Source organism: Lentzea terrae (assembly GCF_003265345.1).
GTDB lineage: Bacteria > Actinomycetota > Actinomycetes > Mycobacteriales > Pseudonocardiaceae > Lentzea > Lentzea terrae.
This window is the reverse complement of the sequence record NZ_QFWW01000008.1, coordinates 362,749-382,725: the sequence shown is the minus strand read 5'-3', so window position 1 is coordinate 382,725 and position 19,977 is coordinate 362,749. Positions and strand designations below refer to the sequence as shown.

Sequence of the window (19,977 nt, the reverse complement as noted above, 5' to 3'; positions counted from 1 at the left end):
GCTCAGTGCAGCAGCCCGCGCGGATCCGGCGGAAGGTCGATTGACAGGTCCGCACAAGTCCGTACAGTCGACGTTCGTGCTCGTGTCAGCACTTGCCAGGGGAAGCGGGGAGGCCTGGTGAGCCGTGCCGAGAACCCCTCCAATCCGAACGCCGTATCAACCAAGAGGGAATTCGGACGTGCTTTGACGAACGTGCGGGAGAGCGCCGGTTTCACCGTGCGCGATCTCGCCAGAAGTGTGGACGTGCCATTCGGCACGATCAGCGGGTGGTGCACCGGACGCCATTTGCCGACCTTGTCGCAGAAGGATCTGTTCCTGCGGTTGCTCACGACGTGCGGGGTGACCGAGGAAGACCTCGTCGAAGAATGGCTGGCGTGCTGGTTGCGGCTGCGGCGACCGCTGGGACATCAGCGACTCGACGCACCCACCCCGTACCGGGGGCTGGAGGCATTTCAGCCGGAACACGCCGACTGGTTCTTCGGGCGTTCGCGGCTGACCGAGGCCCTGGTCCACCGGATCACCTCCGGTGCGCCGGGGATGACCTTCGCCGTCGGCCCGTCCGGCTCCGGCAAGTCGTCGCTCCTGCGCGCCGGCGTCGTACCCGCCCTGTGCGGGAACGGCCGGTCCGACCGCTGGCAGGGCCTCTCGCTCGTGCCAGGTGCGCGCCCGCTGTCCACGTTGGCGGCCCAGCTCTCGATGCTCACCGATCTGGCTCCGGACGTGATCGAGGGGGAACTGCGGGACCGGCCCGCGCAGGCGGCCCGACGAATGCGGCGCCTTGTGGCCGATCAGGTGCTCGTCGTCGTCGACCAGTTCGAGGAGGTGTTCACGGCAGGCCGTGCCGACGTCGCGGAACAGGGCGCTTTCCTCGACGCGCTGCACTCACTGGCCGAGCCGGGGAAAGGCGGGCTGCGCGTGGTCGCCGGCATGCGCGCCGACTTCTACCCCGACGCGCTGCGCTGGCCCGTGCTGGCCGCCGCCCTGCAGGACAACCAGGTCACGATCGGTCCGATGACGGAGACCGAACTGCGCCAGGCCATCGTCGAACCGGCCAGACTGGCGGGAATCGAGATCGAACCGGGGCTGGTCGACCTGCTCCTGCGCGACGTCACGCCGGCGGGGGCCCGGCACGGCCAGACGGACACGGGCTCGCTACCGCTGCTGTCGCACGCGCTCCTCGCGACCTGGGAACAGGGCCGGCACCGGACCATGTCCATCGCGGACTACGCGGCGACCGGCGGGATCCACGGCGCCGTCGCCCGCACCGCGGAGATCGTCTTCACCGGTCTCGCCGAGTCGGACCAGGACCTGGCGCGGCAGCTGTTCCTGCGGCTGGTCAGCGTCGGCGACAAGACACCGAACACCCGCCGGCGGGTCTCGCTCGAGGAGCTGACCGGCGGCAGCGACGACAGGACCGCGAGGACCAGGGAGCTCCTGGGCCGCTACGTGGACCGCCGCCTGATCACGGCCGACGTCGACGGGGTGCAGATCAGCCACGAGGCGCTGCTCGACTCCTGGCCGCGGCTGCGTGAGTGGATCGACGCCAACCGGTCCGGCCTGCGGCTGCACCAGCGGCTGACCGAGTCGGCGAAGGGCTGGCAGGACGCCGGGCGCGACGCGGGAGCGCTGTATCGAGGGGTGCGACTCGACGCCGCGGTCGAGTGGGTGACCCACCAGAACCACCGCGACGACCTCAACCAGCTCGAGCAGGACTTCCTCGACGCCAGCGTCCAGGCGAACCGCGCGGAGCGTCTCCTCGACCGGCGCAGAACGCGGCGGCTCCGCTGGCTCGTCTCCGCCCTGACCGTGCTGCTCGTGCTCTCCGCGGCCGCCACCGCCTACTCCCTCCACCAGCAGGCGGTCGCCGAACGGGAACGCAACCTCGCGATCTCCCGCCAGGTCGCCGGAACCGCCACCCGGCTGGCGGAGAGCGATCCGGCCCTGGCCGCGCAACTGGCGGTGGCGGCCTACCGCATCGCGCCCACCGTCGAGGCCACCTCGAGCCTCCTCGCCGCCACGGGACGGCCGACCGTCACGCGGATGGTGCGTCCTGGTGGCGCGTTGCAGGCGGCAGCGGTCAACCCGGCGGGAACGCTTCTCGCAGCCGCCGGCGCCGACGAGTCGGACACCGCGGTGCTGCTGTGGGACCTGCGGGACCCGCGGCGGCCCGCGCTCCTGGACTCCCGGCTGACGGGCCACGGCGACGCGATCTACGCCGCCGCCTTCTCCCCCGACGGCGCCACCCTGGCCACCGGCTCCGCCGACCACACCGTGCGGCTGTGGGACGTCACCGACCCTGCTCACCCCAGACAACTCGGTCAGCCGCTCACCGGACCTGCCGACGAGGTCCTCTCCGTTGAGTTCAGCCCAGACGGCAAGACGCTCGCGGCGGGCGGCCGCGACAGGACGATCCGGCTGTGGAACGTGAGCGACCGGGAACACCCCGCCGCGGCCGGTCCCGCGCTCACCGGGGCAACCGGCGCGGTGCAGTCCATCGCCTTCCATCCTGGGGGCACCGTCATGGCGGTGGCGGACGCCGGCGGCGCGGTCCGCGTCTGGGACACGGGCGACCAGCGACAGCCGCGCCCGCTCGGCACACCGTGGACCGGGCCGAGCCGCGTCAACGCCGTCGCGTTCAGCCCGGACGGCAAGACGCTCGCGGCGGGCAGCAACGACTCCAGCGTGCGTTTGTGGACCATGACCGATCCCTCCAGCCCGGTCCCGGCCGGCATGCTCACCGGCACGACCGGCTGGATCAACGCGATCACCTTCAGCGCCGACGGGACACTGCTGGCCGCCGCCAACGCGTCCGCCAGGGTCCAGCTCTGGGACCTCACCACCCGGCAGGTACGACTCGATCTTCCGCATTCCGAGCCCGCCACCGCGGTCGCCTTCCGCGACGGCGACCGCGCGCTCTACACCAACAGCGCCGACGGCGTCGCACGCAGATGGCTGGTGCCCGGCCCGGTTCTGCCCACCCGAGGCCGGCAGATCACCGGTCTCGCCTTCCACCCCGACCGGCCACTGCTCATCGACGGCGGAATCGACACCCGCCTGTGGGACCTCGAGGATCGCGACAGGGCCGTTCCGGTCGGAACTCCCCTGACCGCACCTCCCGACTCCGATCGCATGACCGGCAACATCGCCCTGAGCCCGGACGGCGAGGTGCTCGCCGCGGCGGCTCGGTCCGGCAACACCGTCGTGCTCTGGGACATCACGCGGGCGGACGCACCCCGGCTGGAGCCCGTCCGCCTCACCGGCCACACGGCGCTGCTCGAACACGTCCAGTTCAGCCACAAGGGCCGGCTGCTCGCGAGCGCCAGTGACGACGGCACCGTCCGCTTGTGGGACACGACCGGCCCGCACCCGCTCTCCACCCTGGACGCGGACACGGGGATCGTCTACGCGTCCGCCTTCAGTCCAAGCGACGACGTGCTCGCGGCTGTGACCGAGAACGGCTACGTCGCGCTGTGGGACGTCCGGAACCCCCGCGAGCCTGCACCGCTGGGACGTCCGATCAAGGTCGCCCCCGACGACGCCCGCTCCCTCGCGATCAGCCCGGACGGCAGGACGCTCGCGGTGGGCATCGCCAACGGGACGGTGCTGATGTGGGACATGGGGAATCCTCGTGCTCCCCAGCCCATCGGCGACGCCACCGCGGGTCCCGACGGTTTCGTGCACGCGCTCACGTTCAGCCCCGACGGCACCGTCCTCGCCGGAGGTGCCGGCACCGGCCAGACGTGGATGTGGCGGGTCACCGGGGAGCGGCACCTGGCACCCGTGGCCATCCTGCAGGCGTCACCGACGACGACGTGGGCTCTCCAGTTCAGCCCGGACGGACGGCAACTGGCGGCAGCCGCCGGTGACGTTCACCTGTGGGAAACCGATCCTGACCGCGCCATCAGCCACGTCTGTCAGCACGCGGGCGACCGGCTGAGCGACGCCGAGTGGGCCAAGAACATCCCGGACACCCCGTACCGCAGCGTTTGCTCCTGACCCGGCGGGCCGCCGGTGTCAGTAGCGCGGCCCGCACGTGTACTGCCCACCGGACTGCGGGTAGAAGATGCACGCCCTGGCAGTGAGCCCGGCATCGTTCACCACGGCGGTGACGCCGATGTGGTCACTGCCGCCGGCGGCGTAGGAGGTCCGGAAAGAGCCGTCAGCGTTGAACCCTTGGATCATCACTCCGTGCAGCCCGCCACGCGCCCAGGCAATCCTGCACCGGCGGCTGTACCGAAGCTCCACGTACCCCGTGCCCTCCGGATCGTGCGTGTAGATCGTCCGCGCGTCGTTGGTGCACGGGATGAACCTCTCGTCCGGTGTCACGAACACCGCCTTGTTCGGGTCAGTCCCATCGCAGATGTAGTAGCAGCTGACAGCCGCCGGCCGGGTGTCCGCAGCCGCTGAACCGACTGGGCCGGGTGCCACCACGACTCCCGCGACCGCCGCGATGACGGCCAGGCCCGCGCCTCTCCACCCCGGAACCCTGATCTTCGACCACATTCGAGCCTCCCCTTCGCCTCCGAGGCGGTACCACCCGCCTGCCCCACGAAGTTTCAGCACCGCCCACCGCGGTGGGAAGGCTGCGACCGGGGTCCACACAACCCCGCACATCCGCGCCCACTACGACCGCATCGAACTCGGCGGATGCCAGGGTGGGTGGATGTACTCGATTGCTCAGGGAGACCACGGATTCCGGCAGTCTGGATCACAGGCTCTTGCGAATCCATCTGCTCCAACGAGATCCACATCGGCAAGGTCCGACTGCTGCGGACGCTCATGCGGCTCTCGCCGGGGCTCGGCTACCGCATGCTCCGCGACAGCTGACGACACTTTGATCGGATCGGGGAGTCGTGGTTGACGTCAAGCCGCGGCGAGGCGTGTCATTCGGCGGGATGGCGCAACGCGTGCGCGACGGCCTCGGCGCGGCTCGAGGCGCCGAGTTTCTCGAGGATGCTGCTGACGTGGTGCTCGACCGTGCGCTTGCTGATGAACAGCCGCTCGGCGATCTGCTCGTTGGTCCGGCCCTCGCACAGCTCTCGCAGCACCTCGTCCTCCCGTTTGCTCAGTGAGCCGGGTGTGCGCGGGGCCGCGCGGTGGTGATCTCCACGCGCGCGGAGGAACCGTGCGGCCTCGTGGGCGTCGAGTGCGGCCGAGAGTTCGTCGAAGGTGGACAGTGCCGATCGTGCTTCCGCGGTGGCCACCACAGGATTCGTCGAGGCCAGCAGCCGGGCGATCGCCATGCGGGTACGAGCCGCCTCGAGCCGCAGTCCCGCCAGCGTGAACAACGGCAGCGCTCGTTCGAACTGTTCCAGCGCACGCTCATCCCCGGACGCCACGCAGACCAGGCCGGCGGCGTGGTGCGCGAGGGCCTGGGTGTAGTTCACGTCGGCCACCTGCGTGAGCTGGTCGCACGACACCCTCGCGCCGTCGATGTTGCCTGCGGCGATCTCCGCTTCGACCAGCAGCGCGAGCTCCGGGGCCTGGAGTGGTCCGGTACCGGCGGATCCCAGGAACCGCCGCAGCAGCACGAGGGCGAGTTCCGGCTCCCCGCAGGCGAGGTGCAGGCGGGCCAGCGGGCGCACCGCGTAGGAGTCGAACTCGAAGCCGGACAGCAGGCGGCGCGCCTCGTCGAGCCTGCCCTGCCGCACTCGCAGGTCGGCCAGCCGGACCATCGCACTGGACCGCAAGGCGCGGTAGCTGCGGTCGTAGCGCTGCAACGCGGTGCTGAGCTCGACTTCGGCCTCGTCCCATCGGCCGGCGGCGGTGAGGATGCCGCCGTAGTAGGTGCGGCAGATGGCGGAGACCCACGGAACGTTCTCGCGCCGGTCGAAGTCCGTCGCGACCGCGATCCACTGCTGGGCGCGGTGCACGTCGAGGGTCAACTCGCAGCACAACAACATCTTGCAGTAGATCTCCCCCGCGGTCAGGTAGTCGCGGACCTCGCCGCAGGTGGCCGCGGTCGCGGCCTCGTCCACCAACCGGATGCCCTCGGTGATCTGCCCGCGCAGCACCAGGATCAGCCCCTCGTAGCCCAGCGCGCAGAACCGCAGATCGTCGTCGTCGAACCGGTGCGCGACGGTGGTCGCTCGCCGCACGTGGTCCGCCATGGCGTCGACGTCTCCGGTGGAGAGCGCGTCTGCCAGTGCCACCCAGCCGTGTTCGACGCAGTCGCCTGCCTCGTCGACCAGCCGATGCGCCCTGGCCAGCCAGCCTTCGGCGACCGCGCCGTTGCCGTACACCGCGGCGTGCAGGAACGCGAGTTCACGCCCGGCGATCAGTGCCGGACGGCGCACCTCGCCTCGTCGCCGATAGCCGGCGAAAGCCTGTTCGTAGTGCCGGACGGCCGCCTCGTAGTCCGCGCCCCATTCCTCGGCACGCGCCAGCTGGTAGCGGATGTCCGGGTGGTCCTCCAGAGCCAGCGCGGCCGTCAGCAGCGACCTGGCCGATGCCCAGTCGCCACCGTCGAGCGCCGCGGTTGCCTCCGCGAGCAGCGACCGCGAGGTGGTCACGGACCACAGCATCGCACCGAAATAGGTGTCCGGTTGAGTGGTGACACCCAAGATTCGGAGTCGCTTTGGCGCGCACACTCTCGGCGCACCGAAAGGAGTGCGTCATGAGTGCGGAGACTTTTCAACTGCCGCTGGCCGCGGCGGAGATCTACGAGTCCGAGTTCGTACCCGCCATCTTCGCCGAGTGGGCGCCGCTGCTGGTCGGCATGGCGGGCGTCGGCCCGGGTCAGGCCGTGCTCGACGTGGCCTGCGGCACCGGGATCGTGGCACGCGTCGCCGCGGACCACATCGGAACCGAGGGCGTCGTCGGAGTGGATCTCAACGAGGCGATGCTGACCGTTGCCCGCCGGGTGCGGCCGGAGCTCGAGTGGCGTCGCGCGGACGCGCTCGCGCTGCCGTTCCACGCCGAGTCGTTCGACACCGTGTTGTGCCAGATGGCGCTGATGTTCTTCCCGGACCGTCCCCGTGCCGTGGCCGAGATGGCGCGGGTGACTCGCGCCGGCGGCCGCGTCGGGCTGGTCGTGCCCGCGGCCATCGAGGACCAGCCCGCGTACCGACTGCTCGTGGACATCGTGCGGGAACACGCCGGGCAGGACGGTACGAGCCTGCTGGACACCTACTGGTCCTGCGGTGACCTCGCTGGGCTGCGCCGCCTCGTCGAGGGGGCCGGTCTGCGGCCAGACGGGCTGCGCACGCACATCGGTACCGCGCGGTTCGGCTCCCCCGACGAACTCGTCACCACCGAGGTCGAGGGAACACCCCTGGCCGAACGCATCAGCGCCGAGACCTACCGGCGCATCCGCCGGGACGCGCGAGAAGCGTTGCGGCCGTTCATCGCCGACGACGGCACACTGCACGCGCCCCTGCACGGCCACGTTCTGATCGCCACGAAGGCGAGCTGAGCGGCAACGGTCTTCGCCGAACCGGACCGTGTCGACGTCATCCGCGCAGCCTTCGCCCACCTCACCTTCGGGCACGGCGCTCGTTACTTGCGGGCTCACCGCCCTTCCGGTGACGTGGGATCGTTGACCTGGCGCAGGGTGCGCTCGTGTTCTGCCGGATCGAGAATCTCCCAGGTCGACTGGCCGACGGCGAGGAAGCCGCGGGCGGGCAGGGCGACGTCGCCGATCATCGGGTTCTCCGCCAGCCGGACCGGGATGCCGAGGTCGGCCCCGTCGAGCGTCGCGTGCGAGTCGTCGACGTCGTACATCCGCTCGGGCATGAGCTTTCCGTTGTGGCCGCTGGGCATCACGCCGGCCATCTTGAGCTTTCCCATGCCCAGCGCCTGCGCCATGAGCTCGCGGGCGCGCACCAGGGGCCGCGGCTTCCAGCTGGCGAGCGGCATCGCGGGGCTGAGGACGTTGAGGACGTCGAGCAGCCGCGTCGAGCGGGCGGTGAGCGTCCAGTCCAGTGCCGGCGAGTCCATGGTGATGTGCAGGGAGGTCCTGCCGGTCCAGGTGACGTCGATGCGGGCGTGCGCGGTGTGGCTGCAGGCGGCGCCGTAGTAGCGGGGGCAGGCCGTGCCGAGTCGCGGGCCGTCGACGTAGATCGACCAGTTGCCGGTGGGATCGCGGTGCCAGATCGTGCGGTACGGGCCGAAGTCGCTTTCCGCGAAGACACGCATGGCCAGAACGTGGCCGGAGTCGAACGGCAGGCCGAACACGCCCCAACCTTTCGCGTACTCATGGCCGGGCCACGGCGCCGGGTTCGTGCACCTCCGCGAGGTGAGGCTGCAGTCGACCGCCAGGCTGCTGGCGATGGGCTGTCGTGGGTGCGGGCCGTCCGGACGGCCCGCACCCGTCGCGCTGTCAGCTGTGGTTCAGCCGCACAGCGTGGACGTCGGCCCCGTCAGCGATCGTCGAGGTGAAGAACGCGATGGTGCTGTTGCCCGAGATCGTTTCGAGCCCCATGTAGTCGCCGAGGAACAGTCCTCGCGGGTCGTCCGGCGCGAAGTACGAGATCGGGGCGGTGTAGTGGTCGAACGGTCCGTGCAGGTGCTGTTCGGGCTCCCAGCTCGCGGTGCCGTTGTGCGAGTGGCGGACCCACATGTCGGTGGTGGCGATGCCGTCACCGAGCACGTTGTTGCGGTCGTCCCAGTAGGTCAGGGTGACCATGCCGGTGTCCGACACGTCGATCGCGTGGTTGTACGACTGCACGCCCGGTCCGCCGGTGGCGACGACGGTGGGGCCGCTCCAGTGCCGGCCGCCGTCGGTGGACTTGGCGAGCACGACCTTGTTCAGCGCGGTGCCGAGGCTGTCGGCCCAGACGACGTAGATCGCGCCGCTGGTCATGTCGACGGCGATGTCGGGCAGGTAGTCCTCCGCGCGGATCGGGAAGTTGTCGTCGGGCACGAACAGCTGGGCGAACCCGATCGGCGCGATCTTCGCGGGAGCCGACCAGTGCAGGCCGGCGTCGCGGGAGGTCATGACGCCCATGTAGACACCGTTGTCGTTCAGGCCCGCTCCGGTGAACAGGTTCGCCGCGACGTTGTACAACGTGCCGTCCGGGCCGACTGCGATCTGATTGCCCTGGAAGTAGGCGTTCGAGTCGCGCATCGGCACCGGCGTGGACCACGTCAGCCCGCCGTCGGTCGTGCGGGAGAACATCGGCTTGCCGCGGTAGGCGAACGAGTGCAGGTCCGCGATCGGGTGCTGCCGGCCGTCGTTGGGATAGCTGCCGCGGATCCACGTCGCGTACGCGTAGCCGGCGCGCGTCGGGTCGCCGGTGATGGAGACCTTGTCGTTGAAGACGAAGCGGTCGCCGGTGTCCTCCTGGATGATCGTCGGTGGCCGCCAGGTGCCGGTGGTCCGGTCGAGGCTCGTCACGGAGATCGCGGACAGGCCGAGCGCGGCCGAGTCGATCGGCTGGCCGATGAAGTAGGCGTTGCCCGCCTTGTCGTAGGACACCCACGGGTCGGTGACACGGCCGAACCGGGTCGGGCCGCCCTGGCAGGCGCTCCACGGCACGTCCGGCAGCTTGGCCCACGAGTCGCCGCCGTCGTGGGTGATCCACGAGCTCAGGCCACGCGCGCCACCGTCCGGCCACCGGTCCTGCTGGGTCGCACCGATCATCTCGTCCGGGTTGACCGGGTTGACCGCGACCTGGGGTTCGACCTCGGTGTTGTCGTAGGCGGCGGCGAAGTCGGCCGAGGCGCCGAAGGGACAGGCCGTCAGCGCGGACGGGCCGCTGACCAGGATGTCAGGGCCGGCGGCAAAGGGTGCCGCCGACGCTGTGGGCGCCGTGCTGAACAGAATCAGAGGGACGGCTGCCGCGGCGGCGGTGAGCCGTCTGGTCGCATGCATGGGGGTACCTCCGCATGTCCGCTTTCCCCCTCATGGGTGAATCGCCGCAGCGGACCGGATCGTTGCGGAGCACGCGGCACGAGCTTCATGCCGGCGGGGTCGGCGCGTCGCGGACACCGGAATCGAAGGACACCTCGACGGTGGCAGCGAACGCGGGATTCGTCGGCTTGCGTGGCTGACGCGGAAGCCGGCGCCAGATCACGACACCGACCAGGAACACGCCGAGCGCCTTCTGCAGCGACGCAAGGGGTGCGTGAGCAAGTAGCACTCCACCGATCGCCGCGCACGGCACCGCCCCGAGGCCGAACCAGGCGATCAGCGGCCAGCGCAGGCCCCGCCGGTTGAGCCAGACCCGCGATCCGTTGCTGGACAACCGCCTCAGCACGAGCATCGGCACGGCAGCACGGAGTCCGAACAGGACGGTGAACACCGGCAGCCGCTCGCTTCAGCATCGAAGGTCACCGACCCTCGGCCAGCGTTGCGTCACAACCCCACCCCCGCGCTGATCTTGCGGGCGCAATGCGACTACCTCCGCTGGGAAGTCACCCGCGAATACCGCGACAGAAGCGCCGTGGCAACGCTGAGACGCTGGACGCCACAGGCCGTAGCCAGTTGAGTCCGTGATCATCGATCGAGCCCTCTGACTGCAGGCGTTGCTCGCGGACCTGATCGACCGCGGACGGCGCCGCGCAGCATCGACAGCTCCCGGAAATCGGCTGGTCAGCGGATCGTGAAACCGCGGGCAGATGGCGTAGTAAATGGCGTGGAGGTGACCGTGGTGGCGGTGGAACTGCGCGTGCTCGGACCAGTCGACCTGCGGGTCGACGGCCGGTCGGTGGAGATCGGCCACGCGCGGCAACGGTGCGTCCTGGCCGTCTTGTTGATGGAGGCCAACCGGGTCGTCACGATGGAACAGCTGCTGGACCGCGTGTGGGCGGACCGGTTGCCTCAAAAGGCACGGCAGGTGGCCAGCAACTACGTGTCGCGACTGCGGCAGGTGCTGGTGGACGACGTCGCGATCGTGCGGCAGGGCGGCGGCTACGTCCTGCGAGTGGATCCGGAGGCGGTGGACGTCCATCGGTTCCGCCGGCTCGTGGAACAGGCACGCGGCCAGGACGACGCACAGGCGCTGGCGTCGCTGGAACAGGCCGCTGAGCTGTGGCTGGGTGAGGCGTTCGAAGGTCTGGACACGCCCTGGATCACCACTGTTCGCGAAGGCCTGGCACGGGAACGGTTCGCCGCCGACGCCGACAGGGCGGACCTGGCGCTGGCGCAGGGCCGGCACGCGGAGCTGTGCGCGGAGCTGACCGAGCGGGCGGACGCGCATCCCCTGGACGAACGGGTCACCGCCCAGCTGATGCTCGCTCTGTACCGCACCGGCCGCCAAGCCGAGGCACTCCTGCGGTTCGACCGCATCCGCGCGCGCCTGGCGGACGAGGTGGGTGCCGATCCCGGGACTGAGCTGCGGGACCTGCATCGACGCATCCTCGACACGGATTCCGCGCTCGCCCGCGTCACCACACCGCAGGTGCCGCGGCAACTGCCCGCGCCGCCGGCGTTCACCGGCCGTGTCACCGAATTGGCGCTCCTGGACAAGGCGCTCGCGGAGGCACCCGGCACGGTGCTGATCTCGGCGATCGGCGGCGCGGGTGGTCTCGGCAAGACCTGGCTGGCACTGGCGTGGGCGCACCAGCACGCCGAGCAGTTCCCCGACGGGCAGCTGTTCGTGGACCTGCACGGGTTCAGTCCCCTGGAGGAACCGATGCCGCCGGCGGTGGCGATGCGCGGGTTCCTCGACGCCCTGGGCGCTGACCCCGCCCGGATCCCGGCGGACCTCGACGCGCAGGCGGCGCTGTACCGGAGCCTGGTCGCAGGCCGGCGGATGCTGATCGTGCTGGACAACGCCGCCACCGCGGAGCAGGTCGTCCCGCTGCTGCCGGGCAACCCGCACTGCACCGTGCTGATCACCGGCCGCACCAGGCTGGTCTCGCTGATCGACCGGCACGGCGCGCGCCACCTGCAACTGGACGTCCTGGCCAGGGACGAGGCCAGGGCCCTGCTGGCCGCACGCCTCGGTGCCGACCGCGTCGCCGCCGAACCCGCCGCCGCCGAGCTGATCGAGCTGTGCGGGGGTTACCCGCTGGCCCTGTCGATCACCGCCCGCCAGGCCACTGCCATCCCGCTGGCCGAGGTCGCCGCCGAACTACGTGAGCTCGGCCTGGAAATGCTCGACCACGACGCCGATCCCGCTTCCAGCCTGCCCGTCGTCCTCTCGTGGTCCCTGCGCCGCCTCACCGACGAGCACCGCACCGTGTTCGCGCTGCTCGGCATCGCCCCCGGCCCGGACACCACTCTGCCCGCCGCGATCTCCCTCACCGGACTGTCACCGGTCCGCGCGCGCAGGGCGTTATCGGCGCTGCAGGAGGCGTCCCTGCTCGAACGGCGACCGGGTGGCCGGTACGCGATGCACGACCTGATCCGCGCCTACGCCGCCACCACCGCACACAAGCTGCCCGACGACGTGCGAGAGCTGGCCCTGGTGCGCGTGACGGACTTCTACCTGCACACCGCCTTCGCCGCAGACCGGCTTCTGGACCCCACCCGCCAACTCCTGCAACCCGAACCACCCGCGCCCGGCGTGCACCCGCACCCGCTGCCCGACCTCGCGGCCGCGCTGGCTTGGCTGCAAGCCGAGCACACCGCCATCCTGGCCGCCCAGCGCGCCGCCATCTCCTTCGGCCGGCACCAGGTCGTCTGGCACCTCACCTGGGCACTCGACACCTTCCACTCCCGGCGGGGGCACCTGCGCGACAGACTCGCCTCGTGGCGAGCCGCGCTGGACGCCGCCGCACACCTGCCCGACCACACCGTCCGCATCCGCACCCACCGACTCCTCGGCAACACCTGTTCCCAGCTGGGCCTGCACGAGGAGTCCATCGGGCACCTGGACCAGGCCCTCGCCGTCGCCGTGCGCCATCACGACCTCAGCCAACAGGCACACACCCACCAAGTGCTTGCGGCAGCCTGGCAGGAACGGGGAGACGACCGACGAGCGCTGGACCACGCCCGGCACGCCCGCGACCTGTACCGCACTCTCGGCCACGCGGCCCGGGAAGCCGACGCGCTCAACCAAGTCGGCTGGTTCGCCGCACGCCTGGGCGACTTCGACGCGGCCCGCGACCACTGCCACGCCGCCCTCACCCTGTTCCGGCAGCACCACGATCCCGACGGTGAGGCGGCCACCCTGGACAGCCTCGGGTTCATCGCCCACCGCACCCGTGAACACCAGCAGGCCGTCGACCACTACCACCAGGCCCTCGCGCTGTACCGCACCGTCGGCGACGCCTACCGGGTCGCGGACGCCCTCGACAACCTCGGCCGCCCCCACTCCGCCCTCGGACAACACGACCAGGCCCGCAAGGCGTGGCAGGAGGCACTGGAGCTGTACCGGGAACAAGGCCGCGACGACGCCGCCCGCGTCCAACGACAACTCGACGACCTCGCCACCGCGACTGCCACGTGAACCCAGCACGCGGTGGCGCGCAGTTTCGACCGCGCGCCACCACACCCCCCGAGCCGTTCAGTTGTGGTCGGACACCCACTTCGAGCACGGATCCCCGCCGAACTGAACGTCCACGCACGCCCGGTACACGATGGCGAAGTACCCGGTCTGCAGGTTGACGCCGGAGGTGTTGCCACAGCCTCCGCCGTTGGTGAAGCGCTTGGTCCCGCCGTCGTTGATCCGGTACTCGACGTACACCGAGTGCGCGTCGCACTTGGCGTCGTAGAGGTCGATCCACGCCTTGCCGGCGTGCGAGCCGGACGTCGAGCGGTTGAAGAACGCCTCGGCGGCACGGGTCTTGTCGGTGTTGACGATCGCGCTGCTGCTCGCAGCCGCGGACGCCGGTGTGGTGAACCCGATCGCGAGCCCCGCGGTGACGAGCGCGCCCACGGTCGCACGGACCGCGGTACGGGAGACTCTGTGCATCTGATCAGCCCTTCTGTGCTCCGGCAGCGGTTGGCTGTCGTGGTGCACAGAGTCGGCGACCGGTTCGCAACGATCACACCGCGTTGTGGCAATCGGCTGGTCAGCGGTGTTCAGCCGGTCCGGCACCAACAATCAGGACAGGCGCATTACTCCAGGTGCGCGAGTTACTACCCCATGTGAATGATCACGAACCGCGCCCTTACCTTTGGCGTTCACCGAACCCGGCTCGGACAAGGCCGTACCGGCTCGTCGCGGTCCGTGCCGCAGGTGCGACTCCACATGAGATTGGAGGGATGTGGGCGTGGCGCGAAACTGCCAAAGTGTCACCGTGCCGAATCCTGCGCAGGCGCCGGAGCCGATCCGACTGCTCGTCGTTGAGGACGACCGGGAGACGGCGGCGATGCTGGCCGAACTGTTCGCGAGCGAGGGCTACGAGGTCGACGTGGCGCTGGACGGGCAGCAGGGGGTGCACCTCGCGTTGAGCCGCAAGCCGGACATCATGGTGCTGGACCGCGGGCTGCCCGCGATCGACGGACTGGACCTCATGGTCCGGCTGCGGCGGGTGGGGGTGACCGCGAAGATCCTGATGCTGACCGGTCACTCCGACGTCGCCGAACGGGTGCGGGGGCTGAACGCCGGGGCGGAGGACTACCTCGGCAAGCCGTTCGACGTGGACGAGCTGATCGCCAGAGTGCGGGCGCTGCACCGCAGGCACCTCGAGCACACCGACCTGCTCCCCCTCGGCCAGGGTTACCTCGACCTGCGTCAACGCGAGGTGCTGACCTCGCAGGGAGGTTCGGTCAAGCTGTCCGCCCGCGAATGTGACCTGCTCCGCACGCTCGCCGTCGCGCCCAACGTCATCTGCCGGCGTACGGATCTGCGCACACAGGTGTTCCCGGAAGCCACCTCGGAGTCCATAGTGGACACGTACGTGCACTATCTGCGCCGCAAGCTCGGGCGCGAGGCCATTCGCACCGTGCACGGTCTGGGCTACCGGGCTGGGTCCGTCTGATGGCCGCCACCACCGCTCGGCTGACGCTGCTGACCGTGCTGATCGTGCTGCTCATCGAGTGCGTCATCTACATCATCACGGCGCACATGCGCGAGAACGACATCCGCAGCGACCTGCTGTGGACAGTGGAGAACTCGTCGATCGCCAGCCCACCCGCGTGCACCTGGCTGGTCGTCGAACGCGACGGCGTGGTCGCCGGAACGCCGGGGCTGCCCGCGGGGTTCCCGTTGACCGAGAGCCTGCGCAACGCCGACGCGCCGCGGTTCGAGCAGGTCAAGCGCGACGGGGAGACCTACCGCGTCCTCACCCAGCGGCGCGGCGCGGAGATCGTGCAGGTCGTCTACGACGAGCGGTTCCGCTTGCTGGAGCGGCAGAATCTGTTGTTCGCGTTCAGTGTGGCGCTGCTGCTGACCGCGCTGACAGTGGGCGTCGTCGTCCCTGCCGGGAGCCGTTTCCTCTACCACCGGTCGATAGCGCCGCTGAACGAAGCCCTGGCACGGCAACGGAGGTTCGTCGCCGACGCGAGCCACGAGCTGCGTGCCCCACTGACCCGGCTGCACACGCAAGCGCAACTGCTGGCACGCAAGGCGGACAAGATGGAATGCCCGGAGGCCCTGGCCGCCGAGATGCGCCGGCTGGTCAACGGCACCCGCCAGCTCGGTGACGTGGTCGACGACATCCTCCACTCCGCGATCTCCGCCGAACAGTCGCAGCCGGATCTGGTGGACCTGGCGGAACTGGCCGCCGAGGTGGTCGAGGCGGAGGAGGTGCGAGCCACCGAAGCGGGACTGGTGCTGAAGGTTCAGCACGAAGCGGGTCCGTTCCTCGTGTCCGGCGAGGTCTCCGCGCTGCGCCGGGTGGTGACCGCGTTGGTGGACAACGCGATCGGCCACACTCCGGAGGGCGGCACCGTCGTCGTCGTGCTCGAGGTGCCGACCGCGGACACGGTCCGGTTGTCGGTCCGCGACAACGGGGTCGGCTTCGACCAGGCGAACGGGCGGTCGCTGTTCGAGCGCTTCCACCACGGCGCGGCCGGACGGGGGAAGCGGTTCGGCATCGGCCTGTCGCTGGTCCGCGAGGTCGTGGAAGCCCACCACGGCACGGTTTCCGCCGAGGGCAGGTCCGGCGCGGGCGCGGTGTTCACAGTGGACCTGCCCGCCGTGGCACCCGCGATCGGGTTGACCGCCATCACGTCCGCCTCGGTGACGCGGGTGCTGCAGTGGGCCTCGGGGAGTTCACATAGCGCCGATAGTCGACCGGGTCGGGCTCCAGCACGAGAAACGGCTTGCGAGAGCGGAAAACCTCGTCGGACGCCATCGTGACGAGGTCGGTCGCGACGCCGGCCAGCGGTGAGCCGGGCTGCCAGACCAGCATGGTGCGGCGCCAGAGCGGCTCGTCGGCGAGGGGACGGAACACCACGTCGGGCACGGAAGCCGAGGTCAGGGGGAACAGGCCGACGGTCGTGCCGGAGCCGACGATGGCGGCCGCGGTGCCGTGGTCCGCTCCGAAGTGGCGGAACCGCGGCACGAACCCGGCCCGCTCGCAGGCGGTGCGCAGGCTCTGCCGCAAGCCGCCCTCCTTGTCGGCCGGCGCGATCCAGTCGTACTCGGCGAGCTGCGCCAGGTGGATCCGGTCGCGGCCGGCCTCCGGGTGATCAAACCGCAGGCCGATCAGCAGCGGCTCGACGCCGAGGTCGCGGAAGACCAGCCGTTGCGGTTTCGGCGCCGGGGCGTCCGGATGCTCGGTGATCACCGCGAGGTCGAGCCGCGAGGTGCGCACCAGCTCCACGACCGCCTCCGAGTTCTCCTCCACGTAGGTGATCTGCTCGTGGTCCGGCAGCAGGCCGCGCAACGCCGCGGCGACGGTGGAGATCCACGGGCTGTCCACGCCTCCCAGCCGGACGGTCGCCGCTCCGCCGCCGTGCGCACGGGTGCGCGCCGCGGCGATCAGGTCGTTGAACTGATCGATCAGCAGCCGCGCCCCGAGCACGACTTGGGTGCCCAGTTCGGTCGGCTCGACCCCGTGCGAGCGGCGCAGGAACAGCGGTGCGCCGAACTCCCGCTCGATCCGGCCGAGCTGCGCGGTGAGGCCGGACTGTGCGATCTGCAACGTGGCCGCGGCCCGGCTGACGCTGCCCGCCTCGGCCACCGCCACGACGACCTGCAGATGCCGAAGTCCCAACTCCATGACGCCCTAACCCCTCCGATCGGAAACATCTGAGCACGAACGCGACGCGAACAGCAGGGCGATGCTGCCGCCGGCGAACAGCTTCACGTCGAAGCTCGGGTGTTCGGCGAAGCGCTGCACCAGCACGAACCACGTCGGGAGCCCTATTCACAGTGAAAGCGCCCTCTTGCCCGCGACGACGATCCGCGCGTACTCGGCAACTCTTCTGCCCAGGTATTCGGCGGTCTGCAGATCGGCCTTGTGCATCAGTTCGGGGCCTTCGTCGATGTTGGACTGCGCGGCGGCACCGTGCGAGAAGCCCAGTCGGTTCAGGTCGTACTCACTGCCGTTGGTGGAACACCATCCGGAACGCAGGCCCAGGTTGACCCACACCATTCCGTGCTGGGCGGCGAACGTGGTGAAGTACCCGAGCGTGCCGGACTTGTCACCGGCCTTCGCACCGGAGTTCGTGAAGCCCGCCGCCAGCTTGTCCTGCCAGCGCCGGGTCAGCCAACGACGACTGCTGGCCTCCGCGAACTGGTGGAACGCGGCCGACGCGGACCCCATGTACGTCGGGGCGCCGAAGATCACGGCGTGTGCTTCGTCGAGCTGGAACCACTGCTCAGAGGTGATCTCGTCGACCGCGATGGCCGCGACGTCGACGCCGGCCACGTCCTGGGCTCCCTGCCGGACCGCCGCGGCGAGCCTGCCGGTGTGCCCGCGCCCCTCATGACACGCCACGACCAGGCGCACCGGATCCGTCGGCTCCTTCAAGAGGACCTCCTGCTCTTCATCGAGACTGCGGCACCGCAGAATCTGTCAGAAGAAAATGAGAAAGTTCTTAGAGCACCGACATGTTCGCGCACCGTCCGATTGGGCGGCACGACACGTCCGCACGGCCCACACCGAAAATAGTGCTCTTTGGGCCTGAACCGGCATAACTGCCGAGTTATGCGCAAGAGTTATTTGTTCGAGCCTGCGACCGTGACTAGCCTGCCGACTTGAAAGTTTTTCATTCACATTCTTCGCTGAACCAGCTTTCGAAAAGGAGGGTTCAGACGGCATGACGAATACCGGAAAGCTATTCCGACTGCGCCGGTTGTCCTCGGCGAACGACGGGAGGCACCTGTTCGTCCCGCTGGACCACAGCGTGTCCGACGGTCCGGTCGCGCCCCACGACCGATGGCACGACCTGCTCCGGAACCTGGTGGCGGGAGGAGCGGACGCACTCATCGTCCACAAAGGACGAGCACGGCTGGTGCCCCCGGCCATCCTGGCTTCCTGCGCTCTGGTGGTGCACCTCAGCGCGGGCACCGCCCACGCCGCCGACACCAACGCCAAGGTGCTCGTCGGCATGGCAGAGGACGCGCTGCGGCTGGGCGCCGACGCGGTCAGCGTGCACGTGAACATCGGTTCCGACACCGAGGCGCGGCAACTCGCCGACCTCGGCGCGGTCGCGACGGCGTGCGAGGCCTGGGGACTGCCGCTGATCGCGATGATCTACCCGCGGGGACCGCGGATCATCGACCCGAAGGACCCGGCGCTGCTCGCGCACGTCGTCAACATCGCCGCCGACCTCGGCGCCGACCTGGTGAAGACCTCGGTCACCCTGCCGGTGCGGCGGATGGCGGAGGTCGTGGCGAACTCTCCGATCCCGGTGCTCGCCGCGGGCGGACCGATCGACGGTTCCGACTTGATCGCCTGCGCCACCGAACTGATGGCGGCGGGCTGCGCGGGCCTCGCGGTGGGCCGCAAGGTCTTCACCTCCCCCAATCCGGCATCGCTGGTGGCCAGGCTGGCCGCCGTGGTGCACGGGCCGCACGCCGCGGTGCCGGATTCCGCAGCACACCAGGCGGCACACCAGACCGACCTCTCCCGAATCCCGACGATGACGACAGGTGCCCGATGACGCTCGCTTGGATCGATCTCCGGACCGTGGCCCCGCACCACGTCGAAGGCGTCGTCGACGCCGCCATCCACTCCCGGTTGCACGGCATCGTGTCCGACGACCCCGCCGTCCTCGCGACCCTGCCCCCGACCATCGCAAACATCCTGGTGGGCGCGGCCGAGGGCTTCACCGGCATCACCACGACCGTCATAGCGGACCAGGCCGAACTGGACGCGCTCGTGCTGGCGGCTGGCGATCGCGAGAACGTCGCCGCATGGGTGGACGTGCACGACGACCGCACGCTCCAACTCGCGTGCGCCGCCGCCGTCGCACTGCCCTACAGCGTCGTGCGGTTCGCCGACCCCACCAAGATCCCGTTGGAGATCGTGCTGGCCTCCGCCGACCGCGCGCCCGGCAAGCTGTTCACGGTCTGCGGTGACCTCGAAGAAGCGTCGATCGTCGTCGACGTGCTGGAACGCGGTTCCGAGGGCGTGCTGCTCGCGCCGAAGGACGCGACCGAGGTCTTCGCGCTGAGCCGGATGCTGGAGGCGACCAGCCCGAAGCTGGAACTGGCGACGCTCGTCGTCGACCGGATCGAGCACCACGGCCTCGGCGACCGGGTGTGCGTCGACACCTGCACGCACTTCGAGGAGGACGAAGGCATCCTGGTCGGCTCGTTCTCGACCGGATTCCTGTTGAGCTGCAGCGAAACCCACCCGCTGCCCTACATGCCGACCCGGCCGTTCCGGGTCAACGCGGGCGCGTTGCACTCGTACGTGCTCGGCCCGGAGAACCGGACCAACTACCTCAGCGAGCTGCACTCCGGCAGCACGGTCCTCGCGGTCAACTCCGAGGGGCGTACCCGCCGGGTCGTGGTCGGCCGGTCCAAGCTGGAGTCCCGCCCGCTGCTCAGCATCACCGCGCACTCCGTCGACGGCATCGAGATCAGCCTGACCGTGCAGGACGACTGGCACGTCCGGCTGCTCGGCCCCGGCGGCAAGGTCCGCAACGTCACCGAGCTCCAGCGGGGCGACGAGCTGCTCGGCTACCTGGCGACCGACCAGCGGCACGTCGGCATCCCGATCGGCGAGTTCTGCAAGGAGCAGTGA

General features: G+C 70.1%; 14 protein-coding genes and 1 pseudogene. 7 read left to right on the top strand and 8 right to left on the bottom strand.

The window, feature by feature from the left end:
* Positions 1 to 117 precede the first annotated feature (117 nt).
* Positions 118 to 3,996, top strand: coding sequence for an nSTAND1 domain-containing NTPase (locus DI276_RS16045; RefSeq protein WP_157984740.1), 3,879 nt, complete (start codon positions 118 to 120; stop codon positions 3,994 to 3,996).
* A gap of 18 nt (positions 3,997 to 4,014) precedes the next feature.
* On the opposite strand, the gene DI276_RS16040 is transcribed toward DI276_RS16045, so the two are convergent.
* Both DI276_RS16040 and DI276_RS16035 read right to left on the bottom strand, forming a co-directional pair.
* Complete coding sequence (locus tag DI276_RS16040) at positions 4,015 to 4,503, bottom strand: DUF2690 domain-containing protein (protein WP_157984739.1); 489 nt, start codon at positions 4,501 to 4,503, stop codon at positions 4,015 to 4,017.
* 380 nt (positions 4,504 to 4,883) lie between these two features.
* A complete protein-coding gene (locus DI276_RS16035) occupies positions 4,884 to 6,512 on the bottom strand; it encodes a LuxR C-terminal-related transcriptional regulator (protein ID WP_157984738.1) in 1,629 nt (542 codons plus the stop codon).
* Positions 6,513 to 6,616: 104 nt separating this feature from the next.
* Between DI276_RS16035 and DI276_RS16030 the strand changes: the two genes are divergently transcribed.
* On the top strand, positions 6,617 to 7,414 hold the full coding sequence (locus tag DI276_RS16030; RefSeq protein ID WP_112264127.1) for a class I SAM-dependent methyltransferase: 798 nt from the start codon (positions 6,617 to 6,619) through the stop codon (positions 7,412 to 7,414).
* A gap of 95 nt (positions 7,415 to 7,509) precedes the next feature.
* Here the strand turns inward: DI276_RS16030 and DI276_RS16025 are convergent, their stop codons facing one another.
* The 3 genes from DI276_RS16025 to DI276_RS16015 all read right to left on the bottom strand — a co-directional run bounded on the left by DI276_RS16025 (position 7,510) and on the right by DI276_RS16015 (position 10,244).
* Positions 7,510 to 8,175: a hypothetical protein gene (locus DI276_RS16025; protein ID WP_112264126.1), complete on the bottom strand. Its 666-nt coding sequence runs from the start codon at positions 8,173 to 8,175 to the stop codon at positions 7,510 to 7,512.
* A gap of 145 nt (positions 8,176 to 8,320) precedes the next feature.
* Complete coding sequence (locus DI276_RS16020; RefSeq protein WP_112264125.1) at positions 8,321 to 9,814, bottom strand: sialidase family protein; 1,494 nt, start codon at positions 9,812 to 9,814, stop codon at positions 8,321 to 8,323.
* Positions 9,815 to 9,899: 85 nt separating this feature from the next.
* Positions 9,900 to 10,244, bottom strand: a complete 345-nt coding sequence (locus DI276_RS16015) for a sulfite exporter TauE/SafE family protein (protein ID WP_232836686.1) — start codon at positions 10,242 to 10,244, stop codon at positions 9,900 to 9,902.
* A gap of 333 nt (positions 10,245 to 10,577) precedes the next feature.
* Here DI276_RS16015 and DI276_RS16010 point away from each other — a divergent pair, with 333 nt between their 5' ends.
* Positions 10,578 to 13,337 (top strand): AfsR/SARP family transcriptional regulator, encoded by a 2,760-nt coding sequence (locus tag DI276_RS16010; protein ID WP_232836685.1) that lies wholly within the window; start codon positions 10,578 to 10,580, stop codon positions 13,335 to 13,337.
* Positions 13,338 to 13,394: 57 nt separating this feature from the next.
* Here DI276_RS16010 and DI276_RS16005 read toward each other — a convergent pair whose 3' ends face one another.
* On the bottom strand, positions 13,395 to 13,802 hold the full coding sequence (locus DI276_RS16005) for a hypothetical protein (RefSeq protein ID WP_112264124.1): 408 nt from the start codon (positions 13,800 to 13,802) through the stop codon (positions 13,395 to 13,397).
* A 328-nt stretch (positions 13,803 to 14,130) separates the two neighbouring features.
* On the opposite strand from DI276_RS16005, the gene DI276_RS16000 reads away from it, so the two are divergent.
* Both DI276_RS16000 and DI276_RS52045 read left to right on the top strand, forming a co-directional pair.
* On the top strand, positions 14,131 to 14,814 hold the full coding sequence (locus tag DI276_RS16000) for a response regulator transcription factor (RefSeq protein WP_269814263.1): 684 nt from the start codon (positions 14,131 to 14,133) through the stop codon (positions 14,812 to 14,814).
* Positions 14,814 to 15,962 (top strand): annotated as a pseudogene (locus tag DI276_RS52045) (sensor histidine kinase); the annotation flags it as partial. The gene DI276_RS16000 and the pseudogene DI276_RS52045, both read left to right, overlap by 1 nt.
* 40 nt (positions 15,963 to 16,002) lie before the next feature.
* On the opposite strand, the gene DI276_RS15990 reads toward DI276_RS52045, so the two are convergent.
* Together DI276_RS15990 and DI276_RS15985 are read right to left on the bottom strand one after the other, a co-directional pair.
* Positions 16,003 to 17,001: a LysR family transcriptional regulator gene (locus DI276_RS15990; RefSeq protein WP_112264122.1), complete on the bottom strand. Its 999-nt coding sequence runs from the start codon at positions 16,999 to 17,001 to the stop codon at positions 16,003 to 16,005.
* Between the two features lie 147 nt (positions 17,002 to 17,148).
* A complete protein-coding gene (locus DI276_RS15985; RefSeq protein WP_112264121.1) occupies positions 17,149 to 17,754 on the bottom strand; it encodes a flavodoxin family protein in 606 nt (201 codons plus the stop codon).
* 289 nt (positions 17,755 to 18,043) lie between these two features.
* On the opposite strand from DI276_RS15985, the gene DI276_RS15980 reads away from it, so the two are divergent.
* Positions 18,044 to 18,889 (top strand): 2-amino-3,7-dideoxy-D-threo-hept-6-ulosonate synthase, encoded by an 846-nt coding sequence (locus DI276_RS15980; protein ID WP_112264120.1) that lies wholly within the window; start codon positions 18,044 to 18,046, stop codon positions 18,887 to 18,889.
* Complete coding sequence (locus DI276_RS15975) at positions 18,886 to 19,977, top strand: 3-dehydroquinate synthase II family protein (protein WP_112264119.1); 1,092 nt, start codon at positions 18,886 to 18,888, stop codon at positions 19,975 to 19,977. Before DI276_RS15980 ends, DI276_RS15975 begins: the two co-directional genes overlap by 4 nt.